Source organism: Flavobacterium sp., assembly GCF_034111225.1.
Taxonomy (GTDB): Bacteria; Bacteroidota; Bacteroidia; order Flavobacteriales; family Flavobacteriaceae; genus Flavobacterium.
Map to the genome: position 1 here is coordinate 153692 of NZ_JAWUXR010000012.1, position 18465 is coordinate 172156.

The window sequence follows — 18465 nt, forward strand, 5'->3', positions numbered from 1 at the left end:
AGTAAGCATTTCAAATTTAGGACTAAAATCTTTACTTATTGATTACTGCTTTAGGAACCAATTTAGTAATGTCTCCACCATTTCTTAAAACATCTCTAACAATGCTTGAAGAAATATAAGAAGTACTTGCGGCAGTAAGTAAAAAGACAGTTTCTATTTTAGATAATTCTCTGTTAGTATGTGCAATTGCTTTTTCAAATTCAAAATCTGCGGGGTTACGTAAACCACGAAGAATAAAATCTGCTTTTTCTTTAGCGCATAAATCTATAGTTAAACCTGTATATGTAATTACACGAACTTTTGGTTCGTCTTTAAAAGATTCTTCAATAAACTTTTTACGTTCGTCAAGCGAAAACATGTATTTTTTTTCAGCATTTACGCCAATAGCAACAATAACTTCATCAAATAAAGAAATACCTCTTTTGATAATATCAAAATGTCCGTTTGTAATAGGGTCAAATGATCCTGGAAAAACTGCTTTTCTCATAATTTAATTATTTTAATGAGTCTATTAAATTTTGAATATCTACATGAGAATATTCTCCAATAATATAATTGTATTTACCTTTTTTATTAATGACTAAAACACCATAACAACTGCCTTTTTTGTCAAAAAAAGTTTTCAGGAAATAATGGCCTATATCGTCGTAATGGGTTTTAAAATCTAATATTTTTTTAGCCGCGAACTTGTCTGAGTAAACAAAAATGTTTCTGTAGTTTTTTACGTTTACTTTTGCATAAATTTCTTTTTGAAACCAAGAATATGATTTATCTAAATTAGAATAACTATCATAAGGACAATATGAGGTTGGCATTTTGTAATTAATGATAATATAGTCTTCTTTTTGCCAATTGTATTCGTCTTTAATCGACAGGATTTGATTATTAGGCAATATGTTTTCTTGTGAAAAAATATTTTCAGAAAAAAACACCAGAATAAAAAGTACAACTATCTTGCTCATAAGTTTATTTTAAAGCTTCTTCAATGGCATTTCCAAAAAGTTCAGGTAATGTAATTCCTCCTTCTCTTGCTTGTTGTGGTAAAATACTTTCGTTGGTTAAACCAGGAACAGTATTCATTTCCAACATATATGGTTCGTTATTAACAATGATAAATTCGCTACGAGAGAAACCTTTCATTTTTAATGTTTCATATGCTTTTTTTGAAACCAATTCAATTTTAAGTCTCAATTCTTCTGAAATTCGTGCAGGGGTTATTTCACTAGACTTTCCTAAGTATTTTGCTTCGTAATCAAAGAATTCATTTTCAGAAACAATTTCTGTCATTGGTAAAACGAGTGTTTTGCCTTTATAACTGATAACTCCAACAGATACTTCAACACCATCTAAAAAGCTTTCAATAATAATTTCGTTATCTTCTTTATAAGCTGTTTCAATTGCTGGTAAAAATTCTTCTTTGGTTTTTACTTTTGAAATTCCAAAACTTGACCCTGATTTATTGGGCTTTACAAAACAAGGTAAACCTACTTTGTTTAAAATTTCATCAACATTAATTTCATCTCCTAAATTCAAATAACAAGAAGTAGCAGTTTGAATTCCATATGGTTTTAAAACTGAAAGTAAATCTCTCTTATTAAAAGTCAATGCCGATTGATAATAGTCGCATGATGTGTGAGGAATTTCAAGTAATTCAAAATAAGCTTGCATTAACCCATCTTCTCCTGGTGTTCCATGTATGGCATTAAAAACAACATCAAAATTTATTTTAGAATTATCTATAGTAATAGAAAAGTCATTTTTATCAATTGGATATTCTTTCTCATCTAATACACAAGCCCATTTTTCTTTCAAAATATGAACCGGATAAATATTGTATTTCTCTGAATTTAAATTTGCACAAACAACACCACCACTGGTTAACGAGATTTTATATTCACTTGAATAGCCTCCCATTATTACTGCAACGTTTCTCATATAATTATATTTAATCGTATAACTACAAAATTACATTATTTATTCAAACTAAAAATCTTTTCGATTTCTTATATTTGCTGAAATATCTACAATTATGAGTATTAAAAACTTTTTAACGAGTAAAACATTTTTTATTCAATTGGCTATTGCTTTTGCTGTTATTGTTATTTCAGCCTTTTTATTCATGCATTTTTTAAGTTTTAAAACAAATCATGGTGAAGAAATGACAGTTCCTGATTTATCTAAAATGCAATTTTCTATCGCTGAAGAAAAATTAGCTGAAATGGGACTTGATATTGTTTTATTAGATACTGTAGATTTTAAAGATGACTTACCTCCATATTCTATTGTTGAACAAGACCCAAAAACGGGTAGTATGGTTAAAGATGGTAGGAAAATTTATGTAAAGTTAAACGCAGGAGAATACAATGAAGTTACGCTTCCAGAATTTAAAGACAAGACATACCGTCAAATTATTGCTAATTTAAATTCTTTAGGTTTAAAAGAAGGAACTAAAACATATAAGCCACATATTGCCAAAGATGTTGTTTTACAAATAACTAGTAAAGGGAAGAATTTAAAAAAAGGCGATAAAATAAAAAAGAATACTGTAATTGATTTTGTCTTAGGTGATGGAAAAGAATTATATGATGGAAATAATTTAAATAGCTCTTCAGATGTAGATTCTGAAGAAATAAATATTGAAGATGGAGAATAATAATGTAGAAAATGATTATGATGATGATTTGTATGAACATCATCGTTTTGAAGCGGGAAAAGGACAGTCTCCTTTACGTGTGGATAAATATTTAATGAATTTGATTGAAAACGCAACTAGAAATAAAATTCAGCAATCTGCTGCATCAGGAAATATATTTGTGAATGATGTTGCTGTAAAGTCAAATTATAAAGTAAAAGCAAATGATGTTGTAAGAGTTCTTTTATCACATCCTCCTTATGAAAACCTTATAATTCCAGAAGATATTCCGTTAGATATTGTTTATGAAGATGATCAATTATTGGTTGTGAATAAAGCTGCAGGAATAGTTGTACATCCCGGACACGGAAATTATACAGGAACACTTGTAAATGCTTTGGCATTTCATTTTGATAATTTACCAATGAACAGTTCAGAAAGACCTGGATTAGTTCATAGAATTGATAAAGATACTTCTGGTTTATTGGTAGTTGCCAAAACAGAAACTGCAATGACATACTTAGCTAAACAATTTGCCGATAAAACTTCTGAAAGAGAATACATAGGTATTGTTTGGGGAAATATTGAAGAAGAAGAAGGTACTATTGAAGGTAACATTGACCGTCATGTGAGCAATAGAATGCAAATGGCTGTTTATCCTGAAGGAGACAAAGGAAAACATGCTGTAACTCATTTTAAAGTTTTAGAACGTCTAGGTTATGTTACTTTGGTTTCATGTAGATTAGAAACAGGTCGTACACATCAAATTCGTGTGCACATGAAATACATTGGTCACACCTTATTTAATGATGAGCGTTACGGTGGAAACTTAATTCTTAAAGGGACTACGTTTACTAAATATAAGCAATTTGTAGACAATTGTTTTAAGGTTTTACCAAGACAAGCTTTGCATGCAAGAACATTAGGTTTTGAGCACCCTGTTACCAAAGAATTTATGCGTTTTGAAACTGAAATTCCTGCCGATATTCAAGAATGTATTGATAAGTGGCGTATTTATTCAAAAGCACAAACTATAGAAGAAGATTAAAAAATAGAGTTAAAGCAAATGGATTGTAACCTTATAATTCATTTGCTTTTAAGAATAAAAACACACTAAAAAAATTATTGTACATTTGCACAATAATTAGAGATGGAATTAAATATGAACCCCATCTCATTAATAATGAAAAAACAATCTACTTCATTATTAGTTGCCCACAATGGGAATTCATAAATAATTTATATGTCATTTAAATCATTAGGCTTATCTGAAGCCTTATTAAAAGCTATTAGCAAAAAAGGATATGAAACTCCTTCTCCAATTCAAGAAAAAGCAATTCCACCAATATTAGAAGGACACGATGTTTTAGCTTCGGCACAAACAGGAACCGGAAAAACAGCCGGATTTACACTTCCAATATTACAAATATTATCTCAAGAACCATCATTAAGAAACAGACCGGTTCGTTCATTGATTTTAACACCAACAAGAGAGTTAGCCGCTCAAATTTATGAGAATGTTCGTGAATATGGAGAATTCTTAGACTTACGTAGTACAGTTATTTTTGGAGGAGTAAATCAAAATCCACAAATCGCAACATTACGAAATGGAGTAGATGTTTTAATTGCAACTCCAGGTCGTTTATTAGATTTACAAGCTCAAGGTCATTTATCATTAAACAAAGTTGAAATTTTTGTTTTAGATGAAGCGGATAGAATGTTAGATATGGGTTTCCTTCGTGATATCCAAAAAGTAATGAAATTGATTCCTGCAAAGCGTCAGAACTTGATGTTTTCTGCAACTTTTTCAAAAGACATTAAAAAACTTGCGCATGGAATTTTAAACAATCCAGTTCAAGTTGATGCAACTCCCGAAAATTCAACTGTTGATGCGATTAGCCAGAAAGTATATCGTGTTGCAAGAGAAAAGAAAACAGGTTTAGCTATTAAATTAATTTCAGAAGGAAACTGGAAACAAGTTTTAGTTTTCACTGGAACTAAACATGGAGCAAACAGACTTTGTGAAAGTTTTGAAAAAGCGGGAATTACTGCTGCTGCAATTCACGGAAATAAAAGTCAAGGTGCACGTACAAAAGCATTAGAAGGTTTCAAAAAAGGAACTGTAAGTGTTATGGTTGCAACTGATATTGCTGCTCGTGGATTAGACATTCCATTATTACCGCATGTTATTAATTTTGATTTACCGAATATTTCAGAAGATTATGTACATAGAATTGGTAGAACAGGTAGAGCAGGAGCTAGTGGAGAAGCTATTTCATTAGTAAGTGCAGATGAAACTTCTTTTTTACTTGCAATTGAAAAGTTAGTTGGGTTAAAATTACCAGTTGAAATTGTTGAAGGTTTTGAACCAGATCCAAATGCATCTACAAAACCAATTAATAGACAACAAGAAGCTCGTGAGTTTAGAAAACAAAAACAAAGAGAATCTTCAAGTGCTAAATCAAATGCTCCAAGAGATAATTCATCTGAGAAAAAGAGAGTTTTTAGTAATAAAAGAAGATAAAGTAAAAATATTTACTCAAATAAGTAATATAAAAAAGCCCTTACTATTCAATTAGTTAGGGCTTTTTCAGTGTTTTTATATCCTGAATTTTCAAAAACTTCAATATTTGGCAAAGCAATTCAATTATTCAAAATAAATATCTTGTTTTGAGTCAAGATGAATCCATTTTTTATTACTGTTTAATTTAAATGATCCAATATGTTCTTTATTCCAATTCTCTGGATGAATTAAAGAAAGAAAATTTGTACCATCTTCTCTTAAATACAAATGATATATTTCACCAATTGCAGGTTCAAATGAAAATTTAGAATTGTAAACAATTTCATTCCATTCATATTCCTGCATTAATTTTTCATATTGAACTTTAAGCTCATTAAATTTGCTTTCAAATTCTTTATTTACGTTTCTAACACCTTTATTTTTCCAATCAACAATATCATCAATTTTTATTGCTGGGGCCCCAACATTTGTAGGATAAGCTAATGTATTTGCATTATATCCATTTTCTTCAGAAAAAACTATATTATCAGGAATTTTACTTTTCATTAGTATTTTTTAGAAATTAAAATTTTTTTAACCATTTTCATTTATGCTAAATTGAAATTTTATAATTTCAAAAAAACTTTATAAATTCCCAATTCATTTTAATAATTTTGGAATAAATCAATCTTTGTTTAATTTTTAAATAAAAAAGTTAAACAAAAATACAAAAAATATTTAAATAGAAAATAGAGTTTGAAATTAAATATGTTTTTTCCAGTATTTTTTTCCGTAGCTGCAAAAAATCTCTTCTTCTATATTTATATTTTTTATAGCAATTATACATACATTATCGTTATCGTCTAATGCTATCTTTGAATTATTTTTAAAGTCAGAAGAAGTAAATACTTCAGCATCATTAGCATATTTGGCAAAACATTCTACATTCATAGAATCCATAATAGTACCATTTAGCATATTAATGAAATACTGGTCTTTGTTAATTGCTACACGATTTTCTGCTATTTCATCAGATATGATTTCACCTTTAAATACTGAAATAACTTCATCTTTGTATATTTTTATTGCAGTATATAAACCCTTGCCAGCATTAGGTAACTGAGAGGTTTCTACATATAAATAATCTGCTTCAAGTGCAGAAATATGATTGTCTGAATGTATCAATAATGTTCTTCTTAGTTTTATGTTTCCAAATATAAAAAATCCTCAGCCTAATTAAAGATTGAGGATTGTTTATTTAGTAATTATATTTTTATAATTCTTCAGAAAAAGTATCGTGTTGATTAATATCTCCACTGTTATAGCCTTTCATGAACCATTTCATTCTTTGTTTAGAAGTTCCGTGCGTAAATGAATCAGGTACAACATGTCCTTGCATTTTACTTTGAATTGCATCGTCACCTACAGCATGTGCAGCACTTAATGCTTCTTCAATATCTCCAGCATCTAAATATTTTTTATTATGATATGCCCAAAGACCCGCATAAAAATCAGCTTGAAGTTCTAAACAAACTGAAAGTCTGTTTCCTTCTATTTTACTTTTTTGTTGTTGCAGTTGTCTTACTTTTCCAGAAGTTCCCATTAAAGTTTGAACATGGTGACCCACTTCGTGCGCAATAACATATGCAATAGCGAAATCTCCGCCTTTTGCTCCAAAACGAGTTCTTAATTCTTCAAAGAAAGTTAAGTCCATATAGACTTTCTTATCTGCGGGACAATAAAACGGTCCTGAAGCAGATGAAGCACCACCACAAGCTGTTTGAACTGATCCAGAAAACAACACCATTCCTGGTTCTTCGTAATCTCCTAAATTATTTTCAGTATATATTTTATTCCAAATGTCTTCAGTATCAGCAAATACAGTTTTTGCAAAATCACCAAGCTCCATCTCTTCAGCAGTAAGTTGCCTATCTTGAACTTGTTCTGTTTGCTGTCCTTGATTTAATTGTTCAAGAACAGGAGTAAGCATTTTAGCATTTTCGCCACCAAAAGCATTTAGTAATAAAATTACAATTCCTAATAATCCACCACCAGCAATTGCTTTGCCTTTTGTAGACATTCCTCTTCTATCTTCTACGTTGTCACTTTGTCTTCTACCTTTCCATTTCATAGTAAATGATTTTGTTTTTAAAGAGCAAATCTAACCCCTAAGTATACATCTGCTTGTGTTGAATCGTTAATTAATGCTGTTACAATAGAACCAGAACCCATAAAAAAGCCTCCTAATCTAAATCCGAATCCAGTTGTAAAATCTGAAACTTCATTTTGTGATAAGGGTAAAAAGATTTCATAATGTTTTCCAGCAAATCTTGGTGTAAGTGTATAAATGTTTTGAATGGTAGTGAAATCATTTTCAGAATCATCTGAAATTTTTTGTTGAATATAGCCTGAAACATACCATTTGTTATGAATGTGATAGTCTGCATATGCATTAATAACTGTTGGTAATTTTATTTTAAAGTCTTTATTAGAACTGGTTTTAGTTAAAAATCCACTACTAATTAGAACATCTTCAATTTCTGTGATACTTTCTGAACCATCAAACTGATTTAAGTTTAAACTATCAAAACCTTGAATTTCAAGAATATAATTGTTAGAAACATTATTATCAGACTTAAATTTCATTGCTCCAATATTTCGAACAGAAAGGCCTGTGTTTAATCTATAGCCTGATTTGCTTTTTGTTTCCTCATCCGCTTCATCCGCAATTTTTTCTTTCAATTGATAATTGAAACCAAAATCAACTCCAAAACCATTTAATCCGCCAGCAAATAATTGACTGTAATTAGAACTATCCGTGTAATTGTTTGCTAAACCTCCTGAATAAGAGAAATTTACGTTTGCATTTGCATTGCTTAATTCAACATTTCCAGCAACGTTAGTTACGTCACCTGATAATTTATCAACTCCTAAATTCATATATGAACCTGGGAACAATAATTTAAAAGTAGCTCCTGCATTAAACTTATGAATATCATTTTCAAAAATAGTTCTAGAGGCTCCTAATCCTATTTCTCCCCAAGTGGCAGCATTCAATCTTTGGTTGTAATTAGAATTAATTTGTGCAGTTCCAATAAATGAATTTGTAACAGCATCACCAAAATTAACATCTACATCAATTGCATTAACTTTAATATTTGCAGCAGAATTTATTAAAAACCCCCATTTTTTGTATTTCATTGCAAATGCAGGACCTTGTATAATTGCATCTAATCTAAAGTTTGCCGGTTCTGAACCTGTAAAGAATTTATTTTCGATATCTTCACCATTCAATAATTCTTGAAAGCTAATTTTGTTGTTAGAAACATTAGTACTAAAGTTAAATACATTAACTTCATAATTACCTGATAAGTTATTTAATTCTGCAGGGTTAATAGTTGCATTTAAAATTCCAACTCTTTTAGAAATATTAATTCCTGAAAAATGCTCTTGTGAATTAGCATAAAAACCTATTAAGGCAATTCCAATAAATGTTATTTTTTTCATATTTTAGTTTGTTGTTTCAGTTGTTTCATTTTCAAATCCTACAATGCTTTCATATACAGTATACTGTATACAAGAAATAAAAGGTATTGTGAATAATATTCCAATACATAGTCCTAATAAACCAGCTAATAAAAACAATATTCCGATTATTAATGCGCCTAAAATTGTAAAAGGAGATTTCATTACTAATTGAATACTTTTTTTAATTGCATTTCCAATACTTTGATTTGCATAAATTACAAGGGGTACAAATAAAATTGTAAACAAGGTAAATGAAATTTGAATTATAAAACTCACTATTTTTAAATTTACCATGTCTAATACTGTAGTTAAACTTGTAGTTACTACTGCAATTAATAATGAACCTATCACTAAATTTTTTAAATACCTTGAAGTATAAAAATCAAATATATTTAAAGTGGTAAATTCTTGATTTGTGTTTGCAAGATGACATAGATTAAAAAAACCAGCATTTAATGGAATAAATATCATATTTATTATCAGTCCACCTATTAACAAATAAGCGAGTAGTGTTGGGTTTTTATATAAAAAATTAGGGTCTTGTGAAATTTCCTTAAATTGTTCTAAAAGCGTTTCGTCTTGAATGGTCATAGCTAGTATTAGTCCTATTATCATTACAATTCCAAATACTAATATATATCCAAGACCAGCTTTCCATACCACTTTTTTATAAATAGCTAAACTTTTGTCTATTATAATTCCTAAATCAAGATCATAACCATTTTTAATTTGATCTTCAATCTTATTGTTAATTTCGTTATTTAATTTCATATTTATTATAAATTATTCCAAATTGGATCTGTTGGAGTTGAGGCTGTTAATTTAATAATTTCTTTTGTAACTGGGTGAATAAATTCTAAAGTTCTTGCATGTAAATGTATTCCGCCATCTTTATTACTTCGATCAAATCCATATTTTAAATCGCCTTTTATTGGGCAACCAATAGCAGTAAGTTGGGCTCTAATTTGATGGTGTCTTCCAGTATGTAGGTTTATTTCTAAAGCGAAATAATTATCTAGCTTTTTAAAAACAGTATAATCTAAACTGGCTTTTTTACTTTCAGGAACTTCTTTTGTATGTGCTTTTGAAGTGTTATTCTTTGGGTTTCGTTTTAAAAAATGAACTAAAATATCTTTCTCTTTTGGAGGTTGATTTTTAACAATTGCCCAATACATTTTTTTCGTTTCCCGATTCTTGAATGATTCGTTTAAACGAGTAAGTGCTTTACTTGTTTTCGCAAATATGATTATACCAGTTGTAGGTCTATCCAAACGATGAACTACACCTAAAAAAACTTCACCGGGTTTATTGTATTTATCCTTGATGTATTCTTTTACCACTTCAGATAAAGGTTTATCACCTGTTTTATCGCCTTGTACAATATCACCTACACGTTTATTAACCACAATGATGTGGTTGTCTTCGTGTAAAACTTGAAGGTTGTTTTTATTAGAGACTACCTTAGACATTTTGGATTTTTAGACTTGAACGAAACTTTGAAATCATTTTTACTATTTCAATTAATTGAAGACATAGTTTATCAGATTCTTCAATTGTAATAAAATTTAAATCAGTAGCAATTAAAATTTGAGTTTCTATTTCATAAGCTGAACCAATTGCAATTTCAAGAAATCTAGAAAAATCTTTATTTGAATTTCTAGAAGAACCTTCTGCAATATTTGATGGAATTGAGATAGATGCTCTTCGTAACTGATTTGTTAATCCAAATTTTTCTTCAGAAGGAAATTTAGAAGTTAGCAAATATATTTCAGAACAAAATAGTCTACTTTTCTGCCAAATAATTAATTCTTTAAATTGATGCATAATATTTTTTTCTAAAAATCTAAGAAGTCTAAAATGTCCAAATTAATATTGTTCGTTTTCATTTGGAAAATCAACTGACTTAACATCAGCTACATATTGACCAATTGCAGTTGTCATATCTTCATATAAGTTCATGTATCTGCGTAAGAACCTCGGACTAAATTCATGTGTCATACCTATCATATCATGTAATACAAGAACTTGTCCGTCAACACCATTTCCAGCACCAATTCCAATTACTGGAATAGAAATACTTTCGGCTACTTTTTTAGCTAAATGAGCAGGTATTTTTTCTAACACTAAAGCAAAACAACCTACTCTTTCAAGCATTTTAGCATCTTCAATTAATTTGTTTGCTTCTTCCTCTTCTTTAGCTCTTACCGTATACGTTCCAAATTTATATATAGACTGTGGAGTAAGTCCTAAATGGCCCATTACTGGAATTCCAGCATTTAAAATTCTTTTAATAGATTCTTTTACTTCACTTCCACCTTCTAACTTTACAGCATGTCCGCCACTTTCTTTCATTATACGAATAGAAGAACGTAATGCTTCTTTTGGATCTGATTGATAACTACCAAAAGGTAAATCAACAACAACTAAAGCTCTTTCACAAGCTCTAACTACTGATGAAGCGTGATATATCATTTGATCCAATGTTATAGGTAAAGTTGTTTCATGTCCTGCCATTACATTACTTGCAGAATCTCCCACTAAGATTACATCAATTCCTGCTGAATCTACAATTTTAGCCATTGTATAATCATAAGCTGTTAACATTGAGATTTTCTCTCCGTTTTCCTTCATTTCTACTAATGTTTTAGTAGTAATTCTTTTGTAATCTTTTTTGGCTACAGACATGTTTTCATAGTATTTAATATACAAAGGTATAAAATGATATTTTCTTTCCTATTTTTTATTTTGAAATGATTTATTCTATACATTTGATTAAACTTTAACCTAATGATTACCATACTACTTACTATTGCCGTTTTAGGCTATTTAATTGTTGTTTTAGAATCGCCAATTCGAATAAACAAAACGATTTCAGCAATTTTAACCGGTTCTTTATGCTGGATTGTAATTGCACTTTTTAGTAGGCAAGGGTCTCATGAAATTTCTGAAAAACTTACAAATTACTTTGGTGAAATTGCTGGACTTCTAATTTTTCTATTAGGAGCCATGACAATTGTTGAGTTAATTGATTTGCATAAGGGGTTTTCGGTCATAACGCATAGAATTAGAACAAAGTCAGTTTTAAAATTATTATGGATTATTGGTGTCATTACGTTTGTTTTATCAGCATTCTTAGATAATTTGGCAACAGCCATAATCATGGTTACGTTATTACGTAAAATTTTACCAAAAGGAAATATTCGAATGATTTTAGCTGGAGTAGTTGTTATTGCTTCAAATGCTGGTGGTGCTTTTAGCCCAATTGGAGATATTACTACAACGTTACTTTGGATAGGAGGGCAGGTAAGTGCTGTGGGAATTGCTTCTAAGCTATTTTTACCTTCTGTAATGTGTATTTTAGTTCCTTTAATTTTAGCGAGTTTTAAAATGAAAGGTTTTGCCGTTTTACGTGCACAAGTTTCTATGGCCGAAGCTAAAAAAGAAGAAAAAATGCGAGGCAGTGTAAGTGTATTCATTGCTGGAGTTATTGGTTTAATAATGGTTCCAATTATAAAATCGATTACAGGATTACCACCATTTATAGGGATTTTAGTTTCTCTAAGCATGGTTTCATTAGTATCTATAATTTACCATAGAAATAAAAACCAAGAAGAAAAAGACAGTTTTTCTATTGCTACTGCATTATCTAAAGTAGATATAAGTTCGATTTTATATTTCATGGGAATTTTATTAATGGTTTTTGCTTTACAAGAAGTGCATATTTTAACTCAATTGGCTGCATTTTTAGAAGAAACCTTGCCAAATAGAAATACTATGATTATTGCAATAGGTTTCTTGTCTGCTTTAGTAGATAATGGAAGTTTAGTTGCAGCAACGCAAGGAATGTTTAGTTTGCAAAATTTCCCAATGGATAACCAATTGTGGGAAATGATTGCTTTATGTGCAGGGACAGGAGGAAGTATGTTAATTATTGGTTCTGCATCTGGAATTGCAGTTATGGAGAAAGAAAAAATGACTTTTATGTGGTATTTAAAAACAATAACACCTTTAGCTTTAGCTGGTTATATTGCTGGAATTGTAACGTATTTAGTTTTAGAACTACTTATATTTTAATATATATATTATGAAAAAGTTTGTAGTTTTTGTTTTGTTGGTAAGTTTTACCTCTGTTTTTTCTCAAGAAGTAGAAGTAAAGCAAGCCGTTGATGACTTCTTCGTTGGTTTACATAAACGCGATACTATAATGTTTCAAAAAGTTTGTCATAAAACGATTAACATGCAAACGATAGGGAAAGACAAAGAGCAAAACGATATACTGATTTCTGATGATTTTAATAAATTCATGAAGTCCATATCTTCTATTCCTGAAAATGTAGTTTTGTTTGAAAAATTATTGGATTATAAAATTCAAATAGACGGCCCTTTAGCACATGTTTGGACACCATATGAATTTTATGTAAATGGTACATTAAGCCATAGTGGTGTAAATTCTTTTACGTTGTTTAAAGAAAAAGATGCTTGGCAAATTATTCATATTATTGATACGAGGAAGAAGTAGGTTTAGAGAAAATTAAACTATGAGTTTTGTACTTGTTGTAAAAGGCTTTTAACTTCTGTCATTATTAACATTAGAACTCAATTCTTATTTACAACATATAGTTTACAGTATGAATTTTTGACAAATTCATTTTCATCATTTCCAATAACGTCAATCTTTAGTTCAGCATTATTTCTGTCAAATTTGAATTTATCTGAAATTTTCAATTTGTTTGTTGAAATTTTAAAGAATTTGTCTTTACCAATTGTCCATTTACTTGAAAAATAGTGAAAAGCATTGTCACTACCTTGATAAAAATATCCATTGAATGTTGGTGATGAATTAATTATAAATGAACTTTTTAATTCTTCATTTTCTAGTTCCGTATAGTTATTACAACCTAAAACTATAATAATTGTTAAAAGTAATCCAAATACTTTCTTCATTTTGCTTTAGTGTTATTTAAACTCGGTCATTTTTTTAAAAGTATATGTATATTATCTAACAATCCGACATATTAACACTAATTGCTAAACCACCTTCAGAAGTTTCTTTATACTTAGTATTCATGTCTTTTGCAGTTTCCCACATGGTTTGAACCACTTTATCTAAAGGCACTTTTACATTTTTAGCATCGGTTTCTAAAGCAAGTTCAGCGGCGTTAATGGCTTTAATTGCGCCCATAGTATTACGTTCAATACATGGCACTTGCACTAAGCCTCCAATAGGGTCACAAGTAAGCCCTAAATGATGTTCCATAGCAATTTCTGCTGCAACAGTTACTTGTTCAGGTGTTCCGCCCATAGCTTCACACAACGCTGCTGCTGCCATAGCACTAGAAACTCCAATTTCAGCCTGACATCCGCCCATAGCTGCGCTAATTGTTGCTCCTTTTTTAAAGATGCTTCCTATTTCTCCGGCTGTCATTAAAAATCGTTTGATTTCTTCTTCTCCAGCTTCGTGGTTTTCAATTACTAAATAATACATTAAAACAGATGGTATAACACCTGCACTTCCATTAGTAGGTGCAGTAACCACTCTTCCTAAAGCAGCATTTACTTCGTTTACAGATAAAGCAAAACAACTTACCCATTTTAATATTTGCCTGAACTTAACTTCGGTTTGACGAATCATTTGCATCCAAGAATACGGATTGTCATATGGTAAAACACCAATTAAGTTTTTATGCATGTCATAAGCTCTACGGCGCACGTTTAATCCGCCAGGTAAAGTTCCTTCAGTATGACAACCTATATACATGCACTCAAGCATCGTATCCCATATGCGCATCAATTCATTGTGAATTACTTCTTCACTACGCATTGATTTTTCATTTTCATAAACGATTTCCCAAACTTTTTTGTTTTCTGCTTTACAATACTTTAATAAGTCTGCACCAGTTTCAGTAGGAAATGGGAATGTATGTTTTATTTCTTCGTTTTTTGCAGAATTTATAAGCTCTTCCTTTACCACAAAACCACCACCAATAGAGTAGTAAACAACTTCATGTTCCTGTGTATCGGTATATGCGGTGAATCTTATTCCATTAGAATGAAAGGGTAGAAATTCTCTATTGAAAACAATGTCATTTTCAAAATCAAAAGGAATAATGATTTCTTTACCTAAAAAAATTTCTTTCTTATTTTTTATTGCAGTAATAATAACATCAATACTTTCAACCGGAATATATTCTGGATCAGCACCACTTAAACCTAACATTACTGCTAAATCTGTTGCATGTCCTTTTCCAGTTAATGATAATGAACCGTATAAATCAACTTTCACTCTATTAATAGAGTCAATCAAGTTTTTTTCACGCAATTCACCTAAAAATCGTTCGGCACCACGCCATGGTCCTAAAGTGTGAGAACTTGAAGGGCCAACACCAATTTTAAGCATATCAAAAACCGAAATACATTCCATAACTATTGTTTATACTTACAAAGATAGGAGAAAGTTTTATAGTTTAGAAGTTTATTAGTTTAAGAGTTTATAAGGTTTGGAGAGACAGTATACCTAAAACCTAATTTCTAAACCAAAAAAATGTCATCTTGTCATATCTTTTTACTTAAAACTGACAATTTTTAACACTTAATACGCTTGGCATAATACTTGACTTATGAATGTTAAGTTTTAAAAAACGAAATTAAAATACACAAATAAATTAAGATTAAAGTTATGAGTAAAATTATTGGAATCGATTTAGGTACAACCAATTCTTGTGTTTCAGTTATGGAAGGTGGAGAGCCTGTTGTAATTGCAAATGCAGAAGGTAAAAGAACTACACCGTCAGTAATTGCATTTGTTGAAGGAGGAGAAATCAAAGTTGGTGACCCTGCTAAAAGACAAGCGGTTACCAATCCTACAAAAACGATTGCTTCTATTAAGCGTTTTATGGGAAACAAATTTACAGAAAGTGCTAAAGAAGCATCAACTGTTGCTTACAAAGTAGTTAAAGGAGATAACGACACACCACGTGTTGATATCGACGGAAGATTATACACTCCACAAGAATTGTCAGCTATGACTCTTCAAAAAATGAAGAAAACTGCTGAAGATTATTTAGGAACTACAGTAACTCAAGCGGTTATTACTGTTCCTGCATATTTTAACGATGCACAACGTCAAGCTACTAAAGAAGCTGGTCAAATTGCAGGTTTAGAAGTTATGCGTATTATCAACGAGCCAACTGCTGCGGCATTAGCTTATGGATTAGACAAACAAGGAACTGATCAAAAAATTGCAGTTTATGATTTAGGTGGTGGTACATTTGATATTTCTATCCTTGAATTAGGTGACGGAGTTTTTGAAGTATTATCTACTAATGGAGATACTCACTTAGGTGGTGATGATTTTGACCAAGTAATTATTGACTGGTTAGCTGGTGATTTTAACACTGCTGAAGGAATTGATTTACGTAAAGACCCAATGGCTTTACAACGTTTAAAAGAAGCTGCTGAAAAAGCGAAGATTGAATTGTCTTCTTCTGCTCAAACAGAAATTAACTTACCATATGTAACTGCTACAGCTACAGGACCAAAACACTTAGTACAAACATTAACTAGAGCTAAATTTGAACAATTAGCAGCTACTTTAGTAAAACGTTCTATGGAACCAGTTGCTAAAGCATTAAAAGATGCAGGTTTATCTACATCTGATATTGATGAAGTTATTTTAGTTGGTGGTTCTACTCGTATCCCAGTTATCCAAGAACAAGTTGAAAAATTCTTTGGTAAAAAAGCATCAAAAGGAGTTAATCCTGATGAGGTTGTTGCAATTGGTGCAGCTATCCAAGGTGGAGTTTTATCTGGAGATGTAAAAGATGTATTGTTATTAGACGTTACGCCTTTATCTTTAGGAATTGAAACAATGGGTGGAGTTATGACTACATTAATTGAGTCTAACACAACTATTCCAACAAAAAAATCACAAATATTCTCTACTGCCGCGGATAATCAACCAACTGTTGAATTACACGTTTTACAAGGTGCTAGACCAATGGCTGCTGACAATAAAACAATCGGTCGTTTTAACTTAGATGGTATTCCACCAGCAGGTAGAGGAGTTCCTCAAATTGAAGTTACTTTCGATATCGATGCAAACGGAATCATTAAAGTTTCTGCTACTGATAAAGGAACTGGAAAATCTCACGATATTCGTATCGAAGCTTCTTCTGGTTTAACAGCTGAAGAAATTGAAAGAATGAAAAAAGATGCTGAAGCAAATGCTGGAGCTGATAAAATTGCAAAAGAAAGAGTTGAGAAATTAAACGAAGCTGATGCAATGGTTTTTCAAACTGAAAGCCAATTGAAAGAATTAGGTGAGAAATTATCTGACGAACACAAAACAGCTATTGAATACGCTTTAACAGAATTAAAAATGGCTCACGAATCACAAGATTTACCAGCTATTGATACTGCTTTAGCAAATGTAAACGCTGCTTGGAAAACTGCAACTGAAGCTATGTATGCTCAAGGTGAGCAAGGACAAGCTCAAGACGCACAACCACAAGGTGATGCATCAGGGGATCAAACACAAGATGTTGATTTTGAAGAAGTAAAATAATTTACAACTTACAAATAGTTTAAAAAACCGAATCAGAAATGATTCGGTTTTTTTATTTTTAAAAGGTTAATCACTTTAGTTTTTTTGTATATTAGAACCATAAATTTAAACTATTATGAAAAACTTTGTGTTTCTATTTTTGCTATTATTTTTTTCAACTCTGTCATTTGCTCAGAAAGGGAAATCAAAATCTGCTTCAAAAAGTGTTGTACTATCAAAAGCGGATAATATTTCTGCTGAAATTATAACAGTAAATAAAGATAAAAAACTGGTTCTTTTTATTAAAGGTGTCTCAATAGACACTTTAGAAGTAAAGAAAGCTATTCCAAGTAATTTTAAACCTGAAAATTTTATAATTAAAGGTTTTACTGCTAATGGAAAGAAGTTTTATCATGTAACATGGAAAGAAAAAATCAATTCAGTTACTAAGTTGAAAACAGAAACTGGTCTTGTATCTGAAGATCAAATTTGGGATGTAGAAACAAAAACATTATTATTAGGTAACACGCATAAAGCTTTGAATATTAAAGAAAAAGTATTTTTAGATAAAAATAAAACGGCCTCTCACGATGTTGAAAAAAACAGAAAAGAAGGTTTTGATTTTGTTTTAAATACTGACGGTTCTTTTAATTTAAGTACAAAAACTCAAAACAGTATTTATGTTTACAATACCGAATCTAATAAGTATGTTCTTAAATCAGCACCAAGTTCAAAATCAACTTCTAAAAAGAGAAGATAAAATATTTTTTTTTATAAAAGGAAACCCTGCAATTGCAGGGTTTATTGTTTTACTTCTATTCAATTTGCCACTCAAAATATTCTTCTTCATTTGAAAGAACTATTCTTTCTGACTTTCCATTTATAATTTTCCAATGTGCAGAATATGTTCCGGCACCATCTGAAAAATATGCGAATAAAATATAATAATCTTTCTTTTTTTTGAGTTTGAATTGAGTTTCAAAAAGTTCTCCAGAAAAGCTTGGGTTGAACATTTTTGAAGTTTCTAATTTGATTACATTATTATTTATAATTACTTCTAATTTTGTTAATTCATTTTTTGGAAATTCTATTCCTCTATCTGAACCATACCATTCTTGATTATCAATTTTACATAAATATTTCAATTTATTTTGTAGACAAAATTTATACGTATGGTTCTCTTTTATAAAATTTTGAATTTCCCAATTTAGGAAAGCTTTTTGGTCGAGCTCTATACTACCATTATTTTGACCAAATATA

21 protein-coding genes are annotated in these 18465 nt (G+C 30.3%); 7 read left to right on the forward strand and 14 right to left on the reverse strand.

Features of this window, described 5'->3' with window-relative positions; all coding sequences use genetic code 11:
- Positions 1-31: 31 nt before the first annotated feature.
- From coaD to UXY25_RS08990, 3 genes are read right to left on the reverse strand one after another with little or no spacing between them, the layout of a single operon-like run.
- Positions 32-487, reverse strand: coding sequence for a pantetheine-phosphate adenylyltransferase (coaD, locus tag UXY25_RS08980; protein WP_320815669.1), 456 nt, complete (start codon positions 485-487; stop codon positions 32-34).
- 7 nt (positions 488-494) lie between these two features.
- Positions 495-962, reverse strand: a complete 468-nt coding sequence (locus UXY25_RS08985) for a hypothetical protein (RefSeq protein WP_320815670.1) — start codon at positions 960-962, stop codon at positions 495-497.
- 4 nt (positions 963-966) lie between these two features.
- Positions 967-1935 (reverse strand): D-alanine--D-alanine ligase, encoded by a 969-nt coding sequence (locus UXY25_RS08990; RefSeq protein WP_320815671.1) that lies wholly within the window; start codon positions 1933-1935, stop codon positions 967-969.
- 94 nt (positions 1936-2029) lie between these two features.
- On the opposite strand from UXY25_RS08990, the gene UXY25_RS08995 reads away from it, so the two are divergent.
- From UXY25_RS08995 to UXY25_RS09005, 3 genes are all read left to right on the forward strand, one after another.
- Complete coding sequence (locus UXY25_RS08995; RefSeq protein WP_320815672.1) at positions 2030-2653, forward strand: PASTA domain-containing protein; 624 nt, start codon at positions 2030-2032, stop codon at positions 2651-2653.
- Positions 2643-3680, forward strand: a complete 1038-nt coding sequence (locus tag UXY25_RS09000; RefSeq protein WP_320815673.1) for an RluA family pseudouridine synthase — start codon at positions 2643-2645, stop codon at positions 3678-3680. The genes UXY25_RS08995 and UXY25_RS09000 overlap by 11 nt, the downstream gene beginning before the upstream one ends.
- Positions 3681-3875: 195 nt before the next feature.
- Complete coding sequence (locus tag UXY25_RS09005) at positions 3876-5156, forward strand: DEAD/DEAH box helicase (protein ID WP_320815674.1); 1281 nt, start codon at positions 3876-3878, stop codon at positions 5154-5156.
- 123 nt (positions 5157-5279) lie between these two features.
- On the opposite strand, the gene UXY25_RS09010 is transcribed toward UXY25_RS09005, so the two are convergent.
- The 8 genes from UXY25_RS09010 to panB all read right to left on the reverse strand — a co-directional run bounded on the left by UXY25_RS09010 (position 5280) and on the right by panB (position 11348).
- Positions 5280-5702: a DUF2452 domain-containing protein gene (locus tag UXY25_RS09010; protein WP_320815675.1), complete on the reverse strand. Its 423-nt coding sequence runs from the start codon at positions 5700-5702 to the stop codon at positions 5280-5282.
- Positions 5703-5897: 195 nt separating this feature from the next.
- Positions 5898-6320: an SET domain-containing protein gene (locus UXY25_RS09015; RefSeq protein WP_320815676.1), complete on the reverse strand. Its 423-nt coding sequence runs from the start codon at positions 6318-6320 to the stop codon at positions 5898-5900.
- Positions 6321-6408: 88 nt separating this feature from the next.
- On the reverse strand, positions 6409-7266 hold the full coding sequence (locus UXY25_RS09020) for a neutral zinc metallopeptidase (protein ID WP_320815677.1): 858 nt from the start codon (positions 7264-7266) through the stop codon (positions 6409-6411).
- Positions 7267-7283: 17 nt separating this feature from the next.
- Entirely contained in the window at positions 7284-8642 is a 1359-nt protein-coding gene (locus UXY25_RS09025; RefSeq protein WP_320815678.1) for a DUF5723 family protein, read from the reverse strand.
- Positions 8643-8645: 3 nt separating this feature from the next.
- Positions 8646-9434, reverse strand: a complete 789-nt coding sequence (locus UXY25_RS09030; protein ID WP_320815679.1) for a hypothetical protein — start codon at positions 9432-9434, stop codon at positions 8646-8648.
- Between the two features lie 5 nt (positions 9435-9439).
- Positions 9440-10132 carry an RNA pseudouridine synthase gene (locus tag UXY25_RS09035; RefSeq protein WP_320815680.1) on the reverse strand — a complete coding sequence of 231 codons (693 nt, stop codon included), beginning with the start codon at positions 10130-10132 and terminating at the stop codon, positions 9440-9442.
- On the reverse strand, positions 10125-10487 hold the full coding sequence (locus UXY25_RS09040; RefSeq protein WP_320815681.1) for a four helix bundle protein: 363 nt from the start codon (positions 10485-10487) through the stop codon (positions 10125-10127). The genes UXY25_RS09035 and UXY25_RS09040 overlap by 8 nt, the downstream gene beginning before the upstream one ends.
- A gap of 42 nt (positions 10488-10529) precedes the next feature.
- Complete coding sequence (gene panB, locus UXY25_RS09045) at positions 10530-11348, reverse strand: 3-methyl-2-oxobutanoate hydroxymethyltransferase (protein WP_320815682.1); 819 nt, start codon at positions 11346-11348, stop codon at positions 10530-10532.
- Positions 11349-11450: 102 nt separating this feature from the next.
- Between panB and nhaD the strand changes: the two genes are divergently transcribed.
- The gene (gene nhaD, locus UXY25_RS09050; protein WP_320815683.1) at positions 11451-12737 is read left to right on the forward strand and encodes a sodium:proton antiporter NhaD; all 1287 of its coding nucleotides are present in this window, start codon (positions 11451-11453) and stop codon (positions 12735-12737) included.
- A gap of 10 nt (positions 12738-12747) precedes the next feature.
- Entirely contained in the window at positions 12748-13182 is a 435-nt protein-coding gene (locus UXY25_RS09055; RefSeq protein WP_320815684.1) for a nuclear transport factor 2 family protein, read from the forward strand.
- 77 nt (positions 13183-13259) lie between these two features.
- On the opposite strand, the gene UXY25_RS09060 is transcribed toward UXY25_RS09055, so the two are convergent.
- Together UXY25_RS09060 and UXY25_RS09065 are read right to left on the reverse strand one after the other, a co-directional pair.
- Positions 13260-13607 (reverse strand): hypothetical protein, encoded by a 348-nt coding sequence (locus UXY25_RS09060; RefSeq protein WP_320815685.1) that lies wholly within the window; start codon positions 13605-13607, stop codon positions 13260-13262.
- Between the two features lie 55 nt (positions 13608-13662).
- Positions 13663-15084: an L-serine ammonia-lyase gene (locus UXY25_RS09065; protein WP_320815686.1), complete on the reverse strand. Its 1422-nt coding sequence runs from the start codon at positions 15082-15084 to the stop codon at positions 13663-13665.
- A 255-nt stretch (positions 15085-15339) separates the two neighbouring features.
- Here UXY25_RS09065 and dnaK point away from each other — a divergent pair, with 255 nt between their 5' ends.
- Positions 15340-17226, forward strand: coding sequence for a molecular chaperone DnaK (gene dnaK / locus UXY25_RS09070; RefSeq protein ID WP_320815687.1), 1887 nt, complete (start codon positions 15340-15342; stop codon positions 17224-17226).
- A 115-nt stretch (positions 17227-17341) separates the two neighbouring features.
- Positions 17342-17965 (forward strand): hypothetical protein, encoded by a 624-nt coding sequence (locus UXY25_RS09075; RefSeq protein ID WP_320815688.1) that lies wholly within the window; start codon positions 17342-17344, stop codon positions 17963-17965.
- 55 nt (positions 17966-18020) lie between these two features.
- Here UXY25_RS09075 and UXY25_RS09080 read toward each other — a convergent pair whose 3' ends face one another.
- Entirely contained in the window at positions 18021-18350 is a 330-nt protein-coding gene (locus UXY25_RS09080; RefSeq protein ID WP_320815689.1) for a hypothetical protein, read from the reverse strand.
- Positions 18351-18465: the final 115 nt, after the last annotated feature.